Genomic DNA, 21,093 nt, shown 5'->3' on the forward strand with positions numbered 1-21,093 from the left:
ACGCCTCAGAACTCAGCCGACAAAGTGAAATGGTAGACACGGGGCAGACCTGCATACAGGGTCGAAGCCGCGCCGGATGTGCCACTTGGCGCACCGGTATAAACCGACGCCCAGTAGCGCTCGTTCGTAACATTGCTGACCCCAAAACGCGCGACCCATGGGAAACGAGCAACGTGGAAAGCGTAACGGGTTCCCAGTTCCAGCGTCGTGTACGATCCAGTGTGGAGCGTATTGGTCACGTTGGCCGCACGGTTACCCATGTAATGGATGCCAGCATTAAACGCCCAACCTGATGCGAAGGAGCCCAATGTTGCCGGCAAACGGTAATCCAGCAACAGACTGGCCTGCAACGGCGCGGCGCCGACAATCTCCTTGTTATTATAGGAAGCCGTTTTGCTATGAACCAATTCAGCATCTAACCAGGTCATCCCAGCAAGAACCGAAAGATTGGGCAGCACTTCACCCGAGATCTGGGCTTCTACACCATAATTACGTTGCGTGCCGCCATAGGTATAAGTCTGACAGTTCGTGCCGCCAGCGCAAGAACCACTGGCCGCACTCACATACATCGCATACGGCGAAGTCATGCGGAATCCGGCGACGTTAAACTGCATTTTCTTATAACGCAGCTTATAGCCGACTTCATATTCTTCAGAGTGCGCAATCGGCAAGGCAATATTTGTATTGGTATAATATTGGCTGTTCGGTGTAACCGGTCCCGCCTCAACCGAGCGTCCATAGGTGAAATAAATAGTCTGGTTCTCGGTCGGTTTATACATCAGGCTGGTCGTCGGGCTGAAAGCCGCATTGGCCTGAAAGGTTTTCCTCATGGCGGTATTGGCATTCAACGCGCCGGACTGGTCGATCCAGCTCCAGGCGAGCGTTCCCATAATCGACCAATGCTTATTGATCGTCAGCGTATCGCCAACGATAAAAGACTGGCTGGTAATGCTGCTGGATTTATAACGCCCCTCATAATAAGGCTGCCTGCCATCAGTGGGCGCAGCGCCATACATGTTGTACGTTCCGAGACTTTGCGCAGGCGTAACACCTTTGACCGGATTATAATTCCCCATCATGTAGCCATTGGTGCCAATCACCAGATCATGCCGGATCGGTCCGGTAAAAACACGGCCATTAAAATAAGCCATGTTACTGCCAACGCGAAAATCATCTGCGGTCGTGGTCGCTGTCGCTTTCGAGGAATAGAAACCGTTCGTTCCGCCCGCCGCCGTCAATGTATCACTGATACCAAAGGACTGTCGCATGGCGTCCTGGTAAAGACCACCGAGCGTAAAGCTCCAGTTATCGTTGATCTGATGCTTGATCTTGGCCAGAAACGTGTTGGTTTCCATATTATAGCCGCTCCAGCCGGGCGCCATCCGCCTACCCAGATCCGGCGCCTCAGGCAATTTTCCGCTAATACCGGTGGGGTTGGCAGCAGTGCCGGCCGGAATCCCAAAGCCCGGCGCCAGACCACGTGCAGCATAGGTATAATGGCTGGCATCGATTTCGATAACGGTCTTGTCGTCCAGATGGATATCGAAATCAGCGCTGACCATTTCACGCCGGATCGAACTGCCTGAAGCATAGCCCGTGCCGTCGGCGTGTAGCATGTTCAGGCGGTAACCGAACCAGCGATTATTGCCGATACGCCCCGAAATATCGCCATTCACGATGGGGGTGCCGATGGAATCCGCGCCGACCGAAAGCCGCTCGGTCCGCCGATCGGTCGGGCGCTTGAGCGTATATTCGAAGACGCCCGCCGGGTTTTCCGGTCCGTACATCGCCCCGGCCAAGCCGTTGAGCACCTGAAGATTATCAACCCATTCGGCCGGATAAGGAGTCGTGGAGACCACATTCAGCCCGTCCAGACGGGAATTGGCGATCACATCGGCCTCGAACCCACGGGATTGCGGACGCGAGGTATTGGGGTCTCCTCGAATCTCCAACTGTACCGAAGGAAGATACTGCGCCATATCGTTGACATTGCGGAGCTGCTGATTGACCACGACGTCATGCGGAACACCCATGACGGAATAAGGCGTGTTCAACGTATCCCGATTGCCCAACGGTCCGAGATAGACCGTCTTGTTCATATATCTTGCGCTTGTACCGTCCGCGACATGAATGCCATGAACGATTACGGTCTCACCCTTGGACCCATCCAGAGTCCCGGCAATGGGAGCCGTGGTGGCCGTCGTCTTCGCCGCAGTCTGGGCAGCCGTCTTCTGTTTTGCGCCAACCGCCGCTTTGGCCGTCTTTACCGTGCTGTGTGTCGTGGTTTCAGCAGGAGCCTCCGCTGCGTGCACAGCGCTCCCGGCGACGCACCCACACACGAAAACTGCCCAACCCGAAATCGATTTCACGAAAACATTCCTCATATTCCTGCATGCAGACACACTGTCGACTCAGACAGGTCCGCGCCCCGAGAGCATCCGGTCGAGATCGGCATCCGAAAGATCCCGACTGACATAGTCATGATAAAACCGCTTCATCGCGTCTTTCATATCCGATGAAGCGAACAGGTCCGGATGCAGCACTCCCGCCGTCCAACGAACCTGAAGAAGAAATTCCGTGCCGTAGCGATCCCATGGGAACATACCGACAGGATTCGCAACGACATGTCCGGATTTGACAGCCCGGAAGCTATCCCACCCCGTCGGCACATCTCCATTGGCATCGTGTCCCGGCAGAGCGACACCACCCTGCACGATGATGATGTCCGGATCCCACGCCGCAATCTGTTCCGCTGTCACCGGACGCTTCACGCCCGAAACACCGGCCGCAGCATTCCGTCCACCTGCACTGTGGATCCACTGATCGACAATGGTGTGCCCCCCATCGACCTGAAGTGGCGCAATACTGGCCAGATGGAGGACGCGCGGTTTCCGATCCTCGCTTACGTTTCCAAGAATCTTTCCAATACGTGCAAGTTCCGCATCAAGCTCGCGGTGATACCGTGCCGCTCGCTCCCGGGCGATGGGATCATTCAGCGCATCCGCCGTCAGCGTCAGGGAGCGCAACAGCCCGCCAACGTCCTGAAACGTCATATCCAGTACCGACAAACCAGCCTGCCGCAAGCCGGATGCCTGCGTCAGACCGGACGACACGAACGCCAGATCCACGCGATCCGCCAGCAGAGATTCGGGATCGACACCACCGGGACTGACATGGCGTGCCTTGGCCAATTCCGGCACGAGATAAAACAGCCACGGCTGCTGTTGCGGCCGATCCACCGTTACAACAATGCGATCCGCAGCCCCCAACATCGCGAGAACTTCGTTATGAGCAAACCAGAGATCGGCAATCCGCTTGGGAGCGACAGGCACCGCCACAGCAGCGCCCGTCATGTCGTGGACGGTCCGTCGTTCCGTTTCGGCATGCGCCGACGGCATGGCCATAACCGCCACCGTGGCGACCGACAGCACAAGCCGTAACACTTCCGAAAGGACAGATCTGCGATTCACCGCTCACCCATATATGTATATTTATTCATATATAGACTGCGCGATGGAGGGGTTTGCAACCCGTTCGAAACGGAAAATTACAAGCGTGGCTTCCCGGCAACAGACGATGTCAAGGCGGAATATTTCCCGGCAGCCATGCGGCGTTCATGCCTCAACGGCATAGGCGCCGCACAACCGTCAGCCACCCGTGCCGGGCGCCGCCGTCTGCGGGGTTACGGTCTTTTTCCCATTCCCTTTCGACGTATCGGGAATAGGCTTCGCGTCCCGGCTGGAATAGCGGGTGATCATTTCTTCCACAGCGCCGGCCGCTTCACCGGCGGCCGCCATGGCGACATCGCCCCACATGCCGTCCAACTCATGCGCAGAGATGTCATGCAACTGAGTAGCGATCCCGACCTCATGCCCATCCTTGTCGGTCGCGCGCCAGTCGATACGGATATGCTGCAAGGGATGACCGTGCGTGCCTTCCGGCCCATCCGTCAGTTTGACCGTGGTGGCTACAATGAAATCCGCATCCATCCGCGAACTCTGGATCGAATCCTTCATGCCACGGAAGGCCGCGACAAAAGCCTGCGCCAACGACACATCCCCATCCCCGGGTGCGCCCGTCACACCCTGAAACCAGATACGCGCGCCACGATGCTTGAGGCTGTGCGGGTCATCCTCCATGTCCTGCGCCATGATGCCGGTGAGCGTATTCGCCACCTGCCCCGCCCCGAAAATCGAGGCGGTATGGATGGCGTCCGGATTAGCGGCATTCCAGTCCGCCACCGGCACACCCGGTCCTTCCTGCGTGGCGCGGATCGTGCCCTTGGGGGTCATGACGGAATACAGCGGCACAATCACATCGCCACGGCGCTCCGTGTGCAGCCGCAACCACCAGTCTCCCGGGCGCACAGGCTGGGCAATGGCGGGCACCGACTGCTCCAGAAGCGCCTCCGTCACCTGCTGCGCCCACAGTTTCGACACGGCATCTCCGGATGCCTCATCTTTCGGCACCGGCACATCCAACCGCGAGGTGGCCGTGCGATCGGTCAGATTCTGCGTCTCTTTCCCCGGATGGCTGAATGGGTGCGGAACACTGAGGCATCCTGAAAGCAGGCACATCGTCGAAAGGGAAAGGAGGATAGAGAACGACCGTTTCATCAACGCGCAACAGCTCCGGTTCCAGCCGCGATCACCGAGATCTGGTGACCGATCGGACCACCGCCAGCGAGCGTGCGCCGTCGGTGGCTGAAAAAGCGCCGCTCGTCAGGTAGTGTGTCGATACCCATGGCCGCGGCCTGCCCCACTCCTGCGCGACGCAGCCGGTCCACGCAATACCCGGCCAGATCAAACTGCCAGTGTGACTCCCGCTCGCCGGGCAGAAAAAATGCCGCCGCCTGCGCATCCGAGACGAGTGCCGCCGCTCGCATATCCGCCCCCACCTCATAGCTCGCCTGCGCGATACAGGGACCGACAACCGCGATGATCTCTTCGGGTGCCGCACCACAGGCCGCCATCGCGTCCAATGTGGCTTCCAGCACGCCACCAACCGCACCCCGCCAACCCGCATGGGCCGCGCCAACCACACATCCATCACGAGAGGCAAACAGCACCGGACCGCAATCCGCTGTGATGACGCCAAGCGCTACGTCGTCCCGCGTCGTCACCATGGCGTCCGCGGCAGCACCTTCACCCGGCTTCCACGACTGTGTCACGGTCACAACACCATCGCCATGCACCTGCGTCACACCCAGAAGCGCCTCACCACCCAGTCCGAAAAAACCTGCCACACGCCGCCGGTTTTCAGTGATATGAACTGGATCGTCCCCCGACTTAGTAGAACAGTTCAGGCTGGCGTAAGGACCCTCCGACACACCGCCGATCCGGGTGAAGAACCCGTGCCGCACATGGGACAGATATGGGCTTTGCACGACCGATTCAGGCACCAGGTCAGCACTCATGTATCTTCTCCATGTTCTTGCAGGAAACCCGGCAACGGCGAGCCACGCGGCGAACGCACGCCCAGCACCTTGAACAGTCGCCCCATGCGCTCCGGCCCGATCAACCGGTCCAATCCAGTGCGGACGGAACCCGCTTGCGCAGGTGCTACCTTGCATAACGCATCCGCACGCTGGATCGCGCCCAACGCTATGAGGAACGCGCCCTGCTCCACCGGACCGTCGCATACAGCGCCAGCCTTCGCCGCCGCGCGCGCCATACCCGCGAAATCCACATGCGCCGTCAGATCGGCCGTGCCCGGCTCCACCAGAGCGGAAACCGGCTGCCCCTGACGCAGCGCCTGAAGCGATTCGCCCACGCAGGAACGGGACGTGCCGTAATCGATCAGCAGGGCCGCGCCGGGTGCCTCAGACACACGGCGACCAAGCTCACGCATGAACGCCTGTCCTGCCGGGCATGTCTCGATCACCTCACCGGGTGCTGCGCCCCGCTCCGTCACGTCCAGCGGCACATCTGGACACGCCTGCAAAGCCCACTGTCCATCCTGCACATAGCGTTCCAGCCATCCGGTTTCCGTCCGCACGAACTGACGGATCGGCAGGGCATCAAGAAACTCGTTACCTACGAGCAGTATCGGCCCTTCCGGCACATCGCCCAGCGCATCATGCCACTGCACCTGAACAGCGAATTGCGCCAAGGCCTGTTCTTGTGCCCTCCGCAACCGTGGCGATGTTTCCACAAGATGCACCGACAGCCGGGCCAGACGCGAAGGCGCGATCCGCGTCAGCACACGCAGCATGTCCGCCATCAGCGTGCCGCGTCCCGGCCCGACTTCCACCAGCCGCACGTCCGGGCCAAGAGTGTCCATGACCACCGCGCACCACGCGCCGAGCAGTTCCCCAAAAATCTGTGAAACCTCGGGAGCCGTCACAAAGTCCGCGAACGGATCGCGGGTCGCGTAATAGAGAGCATTGGCCCGCCCCATGAAGACGTCCAGCCGCTCTCCACAGTCCGGTCCCGCGCTGCTCATTCCGCGTTCGCAATGCCAGCGTAGGGCTTGTGCTTCATGGCCCATGTCATCAGACCAATACCCGCCAGAATCATGGGAATACTCAAGATCTGGCCCATCGTCACGCCGAAGGGGAAATACCCGAGGAAAGCATCCGGCTCACGAAAGCATTCGCAGAAAATACGCGCGCAGCCATAACCCGCCAGAAACAGACCCGCGAGAAAACCCGGATGCTCACGCAGCGATTTCCGCCGTGCTGCCGTAAACAGCACAAGGAACAGCAGCAGCCCTTCCGTCAGCGCCTCATAAATTTGCGATGGATGGCGTGGGATCCCGTCCGTGCCGGGAAAGATCATCGCCCAAGGCAGCGACGGGTCAGCATAGCGGCCCCACAATTCTCCGTTGATGAAGTTGGCCAGCCGCCCGAACCCCAACCCGATCGGCACGCATACCGTCACCCGATCCGAGAAGGCCAGAAAATTCAGCCCGAAGCGCTGGGTAAATAGGAACAACGCAAGGATCACTCCCAACGCCCCACCATGGAAGGACATGCCGCCCTGCCAGACCTCGAAAATATGCAAGGGATGGGTGAGGAAAAACTCCGGCTGATAGAACAGAACATAGCCGGTGCGGCCGCCCAGCACGACGCCCAGCGTCACCCAGACGAGGAAATCGTCTGCCATCTCGCGGGTCGCGGCCCGCGGTGCCCATGTCACCAGCGTCTTGAGAAGCTGGATACCGAGCACGATGCCCGCAATATAGGCCAGCGCGTACCAGCGGATCGCAAGCGGTCCGAAATGGATCAGCACCGGATCGAACTGCGGAAACATGAGAACAGGCAGCATAAAGGTCCTTCCTGAAACGGAACCGGCCGTCAGATGTAGGGATCGGCCTTGGAGAGATGGTCGCGCACATATTGCGTGACGCCCCCCTCCAAAGACGTGAATGGCGCGTCATACCCCACGGCCCGCAACCGCGTCATGTCGGCCTGCGTGAAGGACTGATACTGCCCCCGCAGACTCTCGGGCATGTCGATGAACTCCACCACACGGGCCACACCCACCGCGTCGCACACCGCATGGGCAAGGTCGAGATAGCTCCGCGCCACCCCCGTGCCGCAGTTGAACAGCCCACTCACATGCGGATGATCGAACAACCAGAGCATGACATCCACCACGTCTCCCACCCAGATGAAGTCCCGCTTCTGCTGACCGTCTGCAATCGCAGGGCAGTCGGAGCGGAACAGACGTGCGGGGCGGCCTGCGCTTACCTCGTCGTATTTCACCTTCACGACGGAGATCATGCTGCCCTTGTGGTATTCGTTCGGGCCATAAACGTTGAAAAACTTCAGACCGCACCACTGCGGCGGACGGTCCTCGCCGCGCACAAGCCGTGCCTTCACATGCAGGTCGAACACCTGTTTGGACCAACCGTAAAGGTTGAGCGGCTCGAGCGTTTCCAGTCGCGCCGGATCATCAGAGAACAGTTCGGGTCGGTCGGCGGCGCCATAGGTCGCGGCGGACGACGCATAGAAAAAACGCACCTGCCGTTCCGTGCACCACACCCACAGCTTTTCCGAGAGGGCCACGTTGGTGTTCCACACCAGATCCCCATCGCGCGCCGTGGTGGCGCTGATCGCGCCAAGATGAAAGACCGCCTCGACCGCGATATCGCTGTCGAACAGAGCGTCGAGATCCTCCGGCGCCACCAGCCGCGCGGGCGCATGACGGCGCAGGTTGCGCCATTTATCCCCATTGCGCAGACGATCGACCACGATCACCTCATGGCCCCGCGCATGAAGGGCCGCGACGAGACACGACCCGATGAATCCGGCCCCGCCGGTGACGATGATCATGTGTCCTGCCTTACAGGCAAGCGCAGGGGGGCGACAAGGAAGGCGAAAGCGATGCGACAAAGGTTCATGGACGCATCAGCACTGTCCCATGCCCCCGCCTCGGTGATACACAGGCTTCCGTGAACATGATGGACTCCTCCCCCACCTCCGCTCCGGACTCTGGCAAGGACGGTCTCGTCGGCGTCTCCTTGCGTCAGCCACCCGCAAATGTGGACGCCGAACAGGCACTGCTTGGCGCGCTACTAACCAATAACCGCGCCTATGACCGCGTCTCGGACTTCCTGACCGGCGCGCATTTCGCCAACCGGATCAACGGGGCGATCTTCGACGCCATCGGCAAGCGCATCGAAGCGGGGATGCTGGCCGACCCGGTGACGCTGCGCGGCACGCTGGAAAACTCCGGTCTCCTCGATGAAGTCGGCGGCATGGCCTATCTGGCGCGGCTGCTGACCTCCACCGTGGGTATCATCAACGCGGGCGACTATGGCCGCGCCATTCATGACGCCTGGATTCGGCGCCAGTTGATCGACATCGGTGAAAACCTCGTCAACAACGCCTTCGGCGCCACAGACCTCGACGGACAGGACCAGATCGCCTCAGGCGAGGAGCAGTTGTTCAAGCTCGCCACCGACAAAGGGCAGGACGGCGGCTTCACCGGTTTCGATCGCGCGCTCACCTCGGCCATCGAGACCGCCGAGAAGGCGTTCCGCAATGAGGGCGATGTCTCCGGCCTGACCTCGGGCCTGCGCGATTTCGACCGCAAGACCGGCGGCCTGCATCCCTCCGATCTGCTGATCCTCGCCGGACGTCCGGCCATGGGCAAGACGGCACTCGCCACCAAGATCGCCTTCTCCGCCGCACGCGCGCTGCTCAACGCCGCCCGCGAAAAGGGTGAAGGTGTGCAGCCCGAAGGCACGGTTGCCATCTTCTCGCTGGAAATGTCCGCCGAGCAGTTGGCCACACGTATTCTCTCCGAGCAGGCCGAAGTTTCGGGCGAACGTATCCGTCGTGGTGACATCGGACAGAAAGAATTCGACCGTTTCGTGCGTGTCAGCCGCGAATTGACCCAGCTTCCGCTGGTGATTGATGACACGCCCGCCATCTCGCTATCCGCCATGCGGACACGCTGCCGCCGTCTCAAGCGCACCAAAGGGCTGAGCCTTGTGGTCGTGGATTATCTCCAGCTCATGCGGCCTGCTGTAGGCACCCGTCCCGATAGCCGTGTGCTGGAAATCTCGATGATCACGCAGGGCCTGAAGGCCATCGCCAAGGAACTGGAAGTGCCCGTCATGGCGCTGTCGCAGCTCTCCCGTCAGGTGGAAAGCCGCGAGGACAAGCGCCCGATGCTCTCCGATTTACGTGAATCCGGCTCGATCGAGCAGGACGCGGACGCCGTGATGTTTGTTTATCGCGACGAATATTATCTCCAGCAGCGCGAACCCAAAGAAGCAAGCTTCGAGTCCTCGGAGAAGTATCAGGCCGCACTGGAAGACTGGCGGCGTAAGATGGAGCTGGTCCACAACAAGGCCGAACTTATTCTTGAAAAACAGCGACATGGCCCGACCGGAATGGTGCCGCTGTATTTCGAAGGCGAATACACGCGGTTTGCGGATCTGGATACGACCCATGAGGAGTATAGGCGGTAACACCCTGCCTTACGGCCTGACTGTTGAGGCCCACCGGCAAAGCCACCGACTGTACCAATCCCTCTCCATGGGGCAGGCAACAGGACGCACGGCTTTGCTTCTTTTTGTTACATGCGGCGATCCGATATTCTGTTACTGTCACCGCTGTTTTACGTCCCGAAACTTGGCCTGTCGCCATCATGGGATGTTGGGTGTATAAACCCTTACCGATCCGGATGGAGCGTCCCTACGACGGTCGTTCGCTGAAACCTCGCTGTTCCACAAGACATGGAACAGTCCATCCGCATGGTCCCCGCCGTCAGCGAGGACGATCGTAAAGGAGACTTGTGCCGTCCCAAGTCTCCCTGCCGACACCGCCCTGAATGGTGTCGGCCTTCTACTCTTTCCCCATTGAACCCGACTTTCCAAAACCCGGCGCGCTTTCGAAGAGCACGAGAGATCGTCCGCTTGGATCGTGATCAGCTGTTAAATCAAAGGATCTCTCCGCGATGACCGACAGCTGCAAGATCTTGATGATCTTTCCGCTTTTCAACGCACATTCCTTCTGGAACTACAAGGAAGCCTGCGATCTGGCGGGAGCCCGCTACCCGGCGGCCCCGCTCGGTCTGATTACCGTTGCCGCCCTGCTCCCCAAGAACTGGGAGATCAGGCTGGTCAATCGCAACACCGAGATTCTGACAGATGCGGATTTCGCGTGGGCCGACATGGTGATGACCGGCGGAATGCTTCCCCAGCGCAATGATACCCTGCATATCATCGAAAGATGTCGCGCCGACGGCAAGCCAGTGGTGGTTGGCGGCCCCGATGTCACGTCGAGCCCCTCTCTCTACAGCGCCGCCAATTTTCAGGTTCTCGGAGAAGCCGAGGAAATCATGGGCGATTTCATCGCGGCTTGGTGCAGGGGCGAAAGACAAGGCACCTTCGAAGCGCCGATGGGAAAGACCGACGTCACCAAAAGTCCTCTTCCCCGCTTCGATCTGCTCAAGCTGGACCAGTATCTGCATGTCGGGGTTCAGTTCTCGCGCGGCTGCCCGTTCAGTTGCGAGTTTTGCGACATCATCGAACTGTACGGCCGGGTGCCTCGCACTAAGACCAATGCACAGGTCATGGCGGAACTCGATGCCCTGTATGCTCTGGGCTATCGCGGGCATGTTGATTTTGTCGATGACAATCTGATTGGCAACAAGAAGGCGCTGAAGAAATTCCTGCCGGATCTGAAACTCTGGCAGAACGAAAAGAATTTTCCCTTCGAGTTTTCAACCGAAGCGTCAATCAACCTCGCCGACGATGCCGATCTGCTCCGCAGTCTGTCGGAGACGAATTTCTTCGCAGTGTTCGTAGGCATCGAGAGTCCGGATACGGACACTCTGGTCATGACGCAGAAAAAGCAGAACACCCGCCGCAGCCTGCAACAGAGTATCACCACAATCCATGAAGCCGGGATTTTCGTAAATGCCGGGTTCATCGTCGGGTTCGATAGCGAAAAAGGCAGTGTTGCCGCGGGTATGATCGAATGTATCGAGGATACGTCGATCCCGGTCTGCATGGTGGGCCTCCTCTACGCCCTGCCCACCACACAACTCACGCGCCGCCTGTTGGCTGAAGGACGTCTTTTCTCCGGTGATGACCAGACGCAATCAGGAGATCAATGCACCGCCGGGCTGAACTTCGAGACGAAGCGACCGCGTCGTGACGTGTTAAACGATTATCGGACTGTGCTGGCAGCAATCTATGATCCGGTCGCGTATTTCGGTCGCGTGCGCCGCTTGGGGCGGATGCTCAAGCGCGAGCGCACCCACCGGATGATCCGGGGCGATCTCCGCAGTTTCCTGCGTCTTCTCTTTCGGATTCATCGCGCCGGGCCCGGAACGAGCAAGCAGTTCTGGCGTATGCTGCTGGACTGCGCCCTGCACAATCCGAAGGCACTGCCTTATGTGGTTATGACCAGCGCGCTTTATCTGCATCTTGGGCCGTTTTCGCGACAGGTCATCTGTGAAATCGATCGGGAAATCGAGAATGTGGATCAGGGGCGCTGGCAAGCACCGCCGCTCGTGAAACAGGCTGCCACGGCAGTGCTTGAGCCGGTGGCGTAAACAAGGATGTGCCGATCTATAGATACCTGCCGCTATAGCTGTGAGGAGCTTGACCTCATTGAGAGCAGTTTCTGGATTGTGGGGTTTGTCGTCAGGTAGCACACGGCCCAATGACGCTTGTATCCTGTTCGATCTGTGATGTTTTCTTCCTTTTTCTAGGGGAGAAGGGCGGCGTCTGGGGAATGAAAACACAGATGCAGAGCGCCCAACATACGTGCCAGCGTGAACGCTACTTCAGTATCCAAGATAGGGAAGAACGCCTTCAATGTTGAGAAAGCGTGTTCCTAGCGTCATAAAATTTGTATCAGAGTTAATTCGAAGTGGGTTACGAAAACCATAACTCTGATTGGACGTGACTTCTTTAGTTCCTCGAAAAAGGCTGTGTCTTATAAAATATCCCACCAAATAGAAAAACGTTCAGAAGCGATGAGAACCGTGCAACTTTCCTCTGAACGTGTCGTTCGGAATTTATGCTCTTTACAGAGCTATCCTCAGCAATCGACATCTATGCTAAACTTTAGAAAATATCAGCATATATTGGCTTTCTATCGCCAATATTTGTCCTGACGCCTTCCCAAGATCATCCCTTTTCCGTCGCATAAGGAAAGCGAAGATGAAAAAATCCTATCTTCTTGTCGCAGGATTGTGTTTCTCAATACCTGCTCTTGCCCAGTCTCTCCCGGAAAAAACAGGAGTGAATTCCATGATGGGAATTGCACCAAAAACGGATGATTTCATCCGGAGCGTTGCCTGGAGCGATCTGTTTGAGATTCAGTCCAGCCAGATAGCCCTGTCAGATCCCTCACTTAAAACATTTGCCTCCAAGATGATCGCGGACCATCAGAAAACCTCATCAGAACTGAAGCAACTTCTCAGCACGAGCAATATGGCAACTACGCCTCCATCTTCCATTGATGATACACATCAAAAGAAGCTGGAGACACTGCAAGGTCTGCATGGTGACAGCTTCGTCAGCCAATATCGAAAGGACCAGATTTCCGCTCATAAAGATGCTCTGTCACTCTTCCGGCGTTATGCGAGGAGCGGTGAAAATGAAGCACTGAAGAAGTGGGCTGGCGATACCATTCCTATTCTTGAGGAACATCTGAAAATGGCTGAGAATCTGCCAAGATAACACGAACAATATTTATTGAAACTGTTTGCGATAAACAAGATTTGCAACTGAAGACGTTTCGTCCCGAACTGCAAATCCTTCGCTATAATCTACCGAGTTCCAGCCTTTTCTTAACTTAGAAGAGGATCGTTTTTAAGAGGCAGCCCGAAGAAAGAAAAATATAGGCGCAGAGATCACGACGCGTTGCGATAAGGTCGTCAACGCCTAAAACTTTCCACACGAGCCTTGATGCCGCATCATACTCTACGCAATTTCCCCTTCTACGTGCGATAATACCCTTTATCGCAACTAGATAAGTACCTGAAAAAATACGTTTGTGCCGAAGTTCCTCAATTAGGTGAAAAACTTTCGCGTTTCGGCCGGGCCTGTTACATTCCGAAGATCCGCTCCATGTCCGTTTTACGGGGGAGCGGACAGTCGGCTATAGGACTGTACTATTAAGCGACCGGACAGTCATACGAACGTTCTTTCACGACAACCTGGTGTTGAAGAATTTCCCTCATTCATCTTTTCTGTGAAGCACCGTATGGTTCGCTACATACTCTGCAGCACTTTCTGATTGAAGATGCCGGGATATCTAGCCGTAAGCCTGTCGCTTGCGACAGACTAACAACAGGAGAATACCAATGAGCGATGAACAACTGAGCCGCGCGCCGATGCCCGATCGGGCAGAAGACAACGCCTTCTTCCCGTCGGAATATTCCCTGACCCAATACACATCTTCAAAGACCGATTTTGACGGCACCACTTATCCTAAGCCCTACACCGGCGGAAAGTGGAAAATCCTGATGATCGGCACTCAGGAGCGTTACCTGATGATGAAAGGCGGCGAGTTTTTTTCGACAGGCAATCATCCGGTCGAAATGCTTCTACCCATGTATCATCTGGATGCGGCGGGATTTGAGATTGATATCGCGACTATCTCCGGCGATCCGGTCAAGTTTGAATGGTGGGCCTTTCCGCATGGAGACGAAGCCGTCAAGGCGATCTATAAGAAATACGAAAAGCAGCTCAAAATACCCAAAAAGCTTGCTGACGTAATAGGAGAAGGTCTCACCGCTGAAACGCCATATCTCGGCGTCTTCATTCCGGGTGGTCATGGCGTTCTCAATGGTGTGCCATTTAGCAAACAGGTAGGTGACGTCCTGCGCTGGGCACAGACCAACGAGCGCTTCATGATCTCGCTCTGTCATGGACCTGCCAGTCTGCTGGCTACAGCGACCGATGGTGGCAGGTTCGCATACGAAGGCTATGAGATGTGTGTATTTCCAGACAGTCTGGATACCGGAGCCAATATCGAAATCGGCTACATCCCGGGCCCAATGACGTGGCTGGTCGGTGAAACTCTTCGGAAATACAACGTAAAAATCATCAACACGGGGATTACCGGTCAGGTACATCGTGATCGTCACCTACTGACGGGCGATAGCCCGTTGGCGTCGAACAATCTCGGCAAGCTGGCGGCTGAAGTTTTGCTTGAGGCTGCCAACAAATAAAACCGATTACGCGTAGGTCGCAGGCAGGTCACATCGCTTGCGGCCGGCAGACTTTCCAGCGCGTTCCCAATGTATCCGCATACCGTGTATCTGGATCTGTTCACTAAACTTCCAGAGTGCCTCTTCCATTCGCAGATTTATCATTAAGTGGACTTCTCAAGTCATCCAAAATAACGCGAGACGTGTCAGCCAGTGGCGGTAATGCTGGTGACGAAGGTATCGGGGCGCGTATCAAGCTCCGCATCAACAAGGCGCTCCCCGATAAGCAAAACGCGCATTGTCATCGCAGAATAAAATTTGTGATGATATCAGTCAGTTTACTGAACGGTGGCTGAAGAAGCGTTGCGGCATTGAGGCGCCCTTGCTTATAAATGCCGCGAGGATGCGTAAGCGCCATGAAGCCTTCCTTTCCATGATACGCTCCGATGCCACTGTCTCCCACACCACCAAACGGCAGATCGTCCTGCACATAATGCATTAATGTGCCATTGATCGTCACGTTTCCTGAAACCGTGCATTTCAGCAGCCTGTTGCGTTCAATGCGGTTGTCGCCAAAATAATACAGGGCCAGAGGCCGGGGACGCGCATTGATGAAAGCGATTGCTTCATCCAGTGTGCGGTACGTCAGTACGGGCAAGACAGGTCCGAAAATTTCCTCCTGCATCACCGCCATCTGTGGTGTCACATCCAGCAGCAGCACCGGCGCCAGCACATGATCAGCAGTTGAGTCGTTCCCCAACCGGACCACCCGGGCGCCCTGTGCTTCGGCATTGTCGATCAGACTGCTCAACCGCTCGTAATGATGCTGGTTGAGGATGGCCGTATAATCGGGTGACCCGGCATAACCGCCCGGATGCAGCTTTTTCACAGCGTCCTGATAGGCCGTGGCAAAACCGTCCTTGTCGCCTTCATGAATCAACACGTAATCCGGCGCGACACAGGTCTGTCCGGCATTGGTCAGCTTGCCGAACGCTACGCGGTCTGCCACCCATTGCATAGAAAAGCCGGGCTCGATCACCACGGGAGATTTGCCGCCCAGTTCGAGCGTAACCGGGGTCAGATTGCGCGCCGCTGCTTCCGCGACCTTCTTTCCGACCGCCGTGCTGCCGGTGAACAGGATATGATCGAAGGGCAGAGCTGAGAACGCCGCTCCCACTTCGCCATTTCCCGTGACGACAGAAATCTGCTCCGGCGGAAAGACGGCCTGAACAATCCCTCCAATCACAGCCGATGTGGCCGGTGTGAATTCAGAGGGTTTGAGCATGGCCCGGTTGCCGGCGGCAATCGCTGTCGCCAGCGGCACAAAGGCAAGGGAGACCGGATAATTCCACGGAGCGATAATGCCCACAACCCCAACGGGCTGACGGACCACCCACGCACGACCAAACTGAAAATATGCGGAAACATGCCGACGTTCCGGCTTCATCCACTGTCCCACATGCCGGATCATGTAATTGATCGACTGCACCAGCGGAATCAGTTCCACAATGGCGCTTTCCCGCTCCGATCTCTGACCAAAATCCATCTTCAGAGCGCGTACGATCTCGGTGCGCCGCTTCAGGATTTCAGCTTTCAGACGACGCAGATCACTCCGACGTTGTTTCAGATCGGGTGATCCGACACGCAGAAATCCGGTGCGCTGGCGATCGAGAATACGGTGCAGGTCAGCGGGAGTAACATCGAACATTGCGCCCTCCATGTTTACACGAGAAACTTATGCAGGCAGGATATGGAGCCTGACGATCTGGCGTCAATGAAAGTTTCTTGTGTAAACATGACCTCACGAATGAGTGAAACGAAAGACCGTCCCTATCATCATGGCGATCTACGTCGCGCACTGATCGACACGGCGCTTACCATGTTGGTCGCAGATCAGAACTGGACCTTCACCCTGCGGGAAGTGGCGCGGCGCACGGGAGTCAGTCACGCAGCGCCTTACAAGCATTTTCGCGACAGGGAAGAACTACTTCGGGAACTGGCTGGGATCGGTTTTGTCAGGCTTGGGAAGGCCATGACCGAGGCCATGTGCCCGGATCTTCCTTCCATACGCGCGCACTTCATGGCGGCGGCGCAGGCCTGTATCGAGTTTGCGTGTCAAAATCCCGGTCTTTATCGTCTGATGTTCAGTTCCGATGCCGACAAGACGATAGATCCGCGTCTGCATGACACGGCCATGAGCACTTTTGGGATTCTTCTGGAGCTTCTGGAAAGGGGACAACGCGACGGAAGCTTCCGGCCGGTTGCCACCAACGCTTTGGCGGCGGCAAGCTGGGCGCAGGTGCACGGCCTAGCTATGCTGGCCATCAATGGTCAACTTCTTGAGGAAAAGGTCGGGCCAGCGCCGGTCCCTGCCGCGCTAGATATATTGCTGGATGGCATGTGCTGCACCGATTGATTGGGCCACCGCACGACGTCCGCTTTTCGGAACTGGTCGAACGACTCTCCGAATGGCGAAAGGTCTTCGAACCCTATCACCTTTACTATCCAGACCGACAACAACACTCATCGCCGCATTACGGACCTCAATACAGAAGTAGTGCCTGCTTTTGAGATACCCAACATTCGCAAGCATTGTCTGACATGAAGGCGAAGCCAGCCCTACTTCCGCCCTACCAACACCGCCCGCACCAACCCGATCTGCTCCGACGGGCAGCATACATAACTCCCCGGTCCGTCCGCCAACGGCCACGCCACCAGCCCGATATCGGCATAAATCGGCAGGAACGTCGCCCCCGTGCGCCAGAACACGGGCTGCAACCCTTCCTGCATCGCCAGATCGCGCAAGCGCCAGATAGCCGAAGCGCAATCCACATCGTCCCCGGCGGGATCACCCAGTCCGACCAGCAACATGCCCCGGCGACGGAACGGAATCACCGCCGTCCCGGCTTCGCCCGCCACCACGCCATCCACAACTGTGCCCGGCAGGCGCGGCAGTGCGTGATCGTGCGCATGATACCAGTTCGCCGTCTTGTCATTCCAAGACCGCACCACCACACGACCGGGCCGCGCCAGACGGGCGATCACCACCACAGACAACAACACCGCCAGCAACATAACCCAGCGCGCGTGGCTGCCCTCGGGCACCAGCAGATCCCACCATCCGTCCGCGCCTTCGCGGTGCGTGGCGATCACCACAGCGCAACCGATCAGCAGCAGCAAGGAAAGCAGCGTGGAGAACGACAGTGGCTCGCTCAACAAACGCGCGTGACGGTAATAACAGCGACGGAATGGCGCGATCAGAAAAGCCGAGAAGGCCAGTACCGCCGGCACCGGCAGCGCATTGCCACGCAGAAAGCTCAGTGCCGCAGACGCCACCAGAAGTGATAGCGTCGCTCCCCACGCCAGCGTCACGCGCTGCGACAGCCCCACGGCCAGTGCGATCAGCACCGCACCCACCAGCGTCAGCACATAATCGCCCACATAATGCGCGGCCAGAACCGTCACGCGGGACGCGCCGTCCGGCACCACGATCGGATTGATGAGCGGCAGAATCATCAGCAGCACGCCGCACATGGACACCGTGCCGGTGGACACACCCACGGAGAAATCCGCCTCGCTCTCGCGCACCGCCAGACTTGGGCGACGCTCACGCACTTCATCGCTTTCGCACGACTTGCCTTTTTTACGCGCCAGCACTGCGTCCCCACGCAGAAACAGCTCGTGCGCCGCGAACATGCCGCCCGCGAGAAAAAGCGGAACGATGTAGTAAAACAGACGGAAAACAAGGATCACGCCGATGATCTGCGCTTTTGGCATGTACGGCCCGAGAGCCAGCAGCATGGCACTGTCGAACACACCCAGCCCGCCCGGCACACTCGCCACCAACCCCGCTGTGTAGGACGCGATGTAGATGGCAAGGAACGACGGATAATCCACCGTATCTGGCGGCAGCAGCACCCACGCGATGGCGGCCGTCGCTGCCATATCGGCCGCCGACACCACGGTCTGCGCGATGGCCATGGGCGCGGAGGGCAGTTCCACCATCTTGCCCCGGAAGGTAAACTCGCGCCATTTCAGGCCCGCCAGAATATAGGCCAGCACACCCAGCCAGAGCGCGATCCCCACGCCCGCCACGACCGGCGCGGGCACATGACCGCCCAGCCCCGGCACGGCTCCCGGCTCGATCAGCAGCACACTGCCAATCAGAACCGCAGCCCCCAGAAGATAGGTGACGGAACAAAACGCGATGATATGCGCGATGGCGAACGGCGGCAGGCCCCAGTTGCGATAGAGCCGAAACCGCACCGCCGCGCCGGAGACAGCGGAAAAGCCGAGATTGTGCGACAGCACATAGGAGCAGAAGGCGGCGAACGCCGTGCGCAACCACGAAATTTGTGGATGCCCCACCTGAATGACCGCAAGCCGGTCATAGAAGGACAGGATGAAGTAGGACAGGAACGTGCAGCCCACGCCCGCCAGCAACGCCGTGTCGGGAATACTGGCAAGAGCAGTACGGATGTCCGCCATGCTGAGCGAGTGCAGTTCGCGCCGCACCACCACGATGGCCGCGATCATCAGCAGCAGACCAAGGAGATGCGGCGCGTGCCGGAGCCAACGCTTCCATCCTCTGGGGCGCTCCTTGAGAGCCGGATCGCCCGACTGATCCGCCCGGGCGGTCAGTTCCGTGTCATCGGGCGGCAGCGCGAGGCGCTCGTCCTCAGGCAGGCGGATCATCGAGCCGTCTCCGCACCGACGCTCAGGCCTCGGCGCTCCGCACCAGCGCGGCCTCGATCAGCGCAATGGTGCCGCGCACGCCATAAAGCGCAATGAACCCACCGAAGCGCGGCCCTTCGCTTTGCCCCAGAAGCACTTCGTACAGACAGGTGAACCAGCTCCGCAGCGGCTCGAACTGGTGACGTTTGCCAATCTCGAAGACAAGATTCTGGAGCGTCTCCGCGTCTGGAGCCTCGTCCTCGTACATCCGCAGCGAATTGGCCAGATCGACGAGGGCCGCATGTTCCTTCTCGTCCGGCAGACGATAGCTTTTCGCCGGGCGCACGAAGTCCGCGTAGAAGGTGATGGCGCGTTCCACCAACGTGGCGAGCATCGGATGCGTCTCAGGTGAGACGTCCGCATCGTAGCGATGGATGAAGCCCCACAACACGTCCGGCGTCTCGGCATTGGCCACGCTGGCGAGATTGAGCAGCATGGCGAACGACAGCGGACTGCCCGCATGATCGGGAATGTGGCCACCATGGATAAACCACGCCGGATTGGCGCACAGGGCGAGACGATCCGCATCCAGTGTCGCGTCTTCCGCGCCCGTGGACACGCGCGCCTGAAGGGCCGCTGCCTTGTCCGCATGCGCGAGATATTCATCCGCCGCTTTCGGGATCACATCAAAGAACAGACGCTTGGCCCGCTGCGGCTGATTGAACATGAACTGCCCAAGGCTTTCAGGCGGGGCGTAACGCAGCCACTCCTCAACGGACAGACCGTTACCTTTGGACTTGGAAATCTTCTGCCCATGCTCATCGAGGAACAGTTCATAGGTCAGGCCGGCTGGCGGAGCAGAACCGAGAATACGGCAGATCTTGCCCGACAAACGCACGCTGTCGATCAGATCCTTGCCCGACATTTCATAATCCACGCCCAGCGCGTACCAGCGCATGGCCCAGTCGGCTTTCCACTGCATCTTGGCCGCGCCACCCGTCACCGGCGTCTCGAAGCGTTTGCCGTTTTCATCGGTCCACGACACCGTGCCCGCCACCGGGTCCACCTTGTCCATCCGCACCTGCATGACATTGCCGGTCTCGGGATGAATGGGCAGCACGGGGGAATAGGTCTCGCGCCGCTCCGCACCGAGCGTGGGCAGGATCACAGCCACGATCTCGTCATGCACCTCCAGCACGCGCTTGAGCGCCGCATCGAAGCGCCCCGAGGTGTAATATTCGGTGGAAGAGGCAAACTCGTAATCGAAGCCAAAACCATCGAGGAAAGAGCGCAGGCGCGCGTTGTTGTGGGCGGCAAAGGAATCATACTTGCCGAACGGATCGGGCACGCGCGTCAGTGGCTTGCCGATGAACTGCTCCAACATCTCGCGGTTCGGCACGTTGTCCGGCACTTTGCGCAGCGCGTCCATGTCATCCGAAAAGGCCAGCAGGCGCGAGGGACGCCCCGTCAGCGCGGTGTAAGCCTGTCGCACCCAGCTCGTGCGCGCCACTTCTCCGAAAGTGCCGATATGCGGCAGACCGGAGGGGCCATATCCCGTCTCCAGCAGCGCCGGGCGCTCGTCGCCCTTTTTCGCAACATGGTCGGCAAGTTTTCGGGCTTCCTCGAACGGCCACGCCTTGGGCGCACTACCGGCCGGAAGGAGGGAACGGACTGCGGAATTGGCACTGTTCTCGGACATGGTGGCGGAAGCTAGGAAGACGCGCGCGTCCGGTCAATGCAAATCACGCGCTGTTACATACACCGCCGGACTGTAACGGCACGAACGGGTGAG

The 21,093-nt window shown here is 58.4% G+C and carries 15 protein-coding genes; 5 read left to right on the forward strand and 10 right to left on the reverse strand.

All coding sequences use genetic code 11. The features are described 5' to 3' along the window. Positions 1-5: 5 nt before the first annotated feature. The 7 genes from KUA11_RS12120 to rfaD form a co-directional block, all read right to left on the reverse strand. The gene (locus tag KUA11_RS12120; protein WP_217410548.1) at positions 6-2,384 is read right to left on the reverse strand and encodes a TonB-dependent receptor; all 2,379 of its coding nucleotides are present in this window, start codon (positions 2,382-2,384) and stop codon (positions 6-8) included. 27 nt (positions 2,385-2,411) lie between these two features. Next, positions 2,412-3,470: an ABC transporter substrate-binding protein gene (locus KUA11_RS12125; RefSeq protein WP_368041012.1), complete on the reverse strand. Its 1,059-nt coding sequence runs from the start codon at positions 3,468-3,470 to the stop codon at positions 2,412-2,414. Between the two features lie 177 nt (positions 3,471-3,647). Then, positions 3,648-4,616 (reverse strand): hypothetical protein, encoded by a 969-nt coding sequence (locus KUA11_RS12130; protein WP_254454904.1) that lies wholly within the window; start codon positions 4,614-4,616, stop codon positions 3,648-3,650. Beyond that, on the reverse strand, positions 4,616-5,416 hold the full coding sequence (gene pgeF / locus KUA11_RS12135; protein WP_217410549.1) for a peptidoglycan editing factor PgeF: 801 nt from the start codon (positions 5,414-5,416) through the stop codon (positions 4,616-4,618). The genes KUA11_RS12130 and pgeF overlap by 1 nt, the downstream gene beginning before the upstream one ends. Continuing rightward, positions 5,413-6,444: a class I SAM-dependent methyltransferase gene (locus KUA11_RS12140; RefSeq protein ID WP_217410550.1), complete on the reverse strand. Its 1,032-nt coding sequence runs from the start codon at positions 6,442-6,444 to the stop codon at positions 5,413-5,415. The genes pgeF and KUA11_RS12140 overlap by 4 nt, the downstream gene beginning before the upstream one ends. Next, the gene (gene lgt / locus KUA11_RS12145; protein ID WP_166312646.1) at positions 6,441-7,268 is read right to left on the reverse strand and encodes a prolipoprotein diacylglyceryl transferase; all 828 of its coding nucleotides are present in this window, start codon (positions 7,266-7,268) and stop codon (positions 6,441-6,443) included. Before lgt ends, KUA11_RS12140 begins: the two co-directional genes overlap by 4 nt. Before the next feature lie 29 nt (positions 7,269-7,297). Continuing rightward, positions 7,298-8,278, reverse strand: coding sequence for an ADP-glyceromanno-heptose 6-epimerase (gene rfaD / locus KUA11_RS12150; protein ID WP_217410551.1), 981 nt, complete (start codon positions 8,276-8,278; stop codon positions 7,298-7,300). 128 nt (positions 8,279-8,406) lie between these two features. Between rfaD and KUA11_RS12155 the strand changes: the two genes are divergently transcribed. The 4 genes from KUA11_RS12155 to hchA all read left to right on the forward strand — a co-directional run bounded on the left by KUA11_RS12155 (position 8,407) and on the right by hchA (position 14,648). Further along, on the forward strand, positions 8,407-9,924 hold the full coding sequence (locus KUA11_RS12155) for a replicative DNA helicase (protein WP_217410670.1): 1,518 nt from the start codon (positions 8,407-8,409) through the stop codon (positions 9,922-9,924). A gap of 488 nt (positions 9,925-10,412) precedes the next feature. Continuing rightward, a complete protein-coding gene (locus tag KUA11_RS12160) occupies positions 10,413-12,017 on the forward strand; it encodes a B12-binding domain-containing radical SAM protein (protein ID WP_217410552.1) in 1,605 nt (534 codons plus the stop codon). Positions 12,018-12,630: 613 nt separating this feature from the next. Continuing rightward, positions 12,631-13,152, forward strand: a complete 522-nt coding sequence (locus KUA11_RS12165) for a DUF4142 domain-containing protein (protein WP_217410553.1) — start codon at positions 12,631-12,633, stop codon at positions 13,150-13,152. Positions 13,153-13,778: 626 nt separating this feature from the next. Next, positions 13,779-14,648 (forward strand): glyoxalase III HchA, encoded by an 870-nt coding sequence (hchA, locus tag KUA11_RS12170; protein ID WP_217410554.1) that lies wholly within the window; start codon positions 13,779-13,781, stop codon positions 14,646-14,648. A 280-nt stretch (positions 14,649-14,928) separates the two neighbouring features. On the opposite strand, the gene KUA11_RS12175 is transcribed toward hchA, so the two are convergent. Next, on the reverse strand, positions 14,929-16,335 hold the full coding sequence (locus KUA11_RS12175) for a coniferyl aldehyde dehydrogenase (protein WP_254454906.1): 1,407 nt from the start codon (positions 16,333-16,335) through the stop codon (positions 14,929-14,931). Between the two features lie 99 nt (positions 16,336-16,434). Between KUA11_RS12175 and KUA11_RS12180 the strand changes: the two genes are divergently transcribed. Then, positions 16,435-17,043: a TetR/AcrR family transcriptional regulator gene (locus KUA11_RS12180; RefSeq protein WP_217410556.1), complete on the forward strand. Its 609-nt coding sequence runs from the start codon at positions 16,435-16,437 to the stop codon at positions 17,041-17,043. Between the two features lie 203 nt (positions 17,044-17,246). On the opposite strand, the gene KUA11_RS12185 is transcribed toward KUA11_RS12180, so the two are convergent. Further along, entirely contained in the window at positions 17,247-19,163 is a 1,917-nt protein-coding gene (locus KUA11_RS12185; protein WP_408744201.1) for a lysylphosphatidylglycerol synthase domain-containing protein, read from the reverse strand. A gap of 181 nt (positions 19,164-19,344) precedes the next feature. Next, a complete protein-coding gene (locus KUA11_RS12190; protein ID WP_217410558.1) occupies positions 19,345-21,000 on the reverse strand; it encodes a lysine--tRNA ligase in 1,656 nt (551 codons plus the stop codon). Positions 21,001-21,093 lie beyond the last annotated feature (93 nt).

The organism is Acetobacter estunensis (assembly GCF_019083805.1).
In the GTDB taxonomy this organism is placed as follows: Bacteria; Pseudomonadota; Alphaproteobacteria; order Acetobacterales; family Acetobacteraceae; genus Acetobacter; species Acetobacter estunensis_A.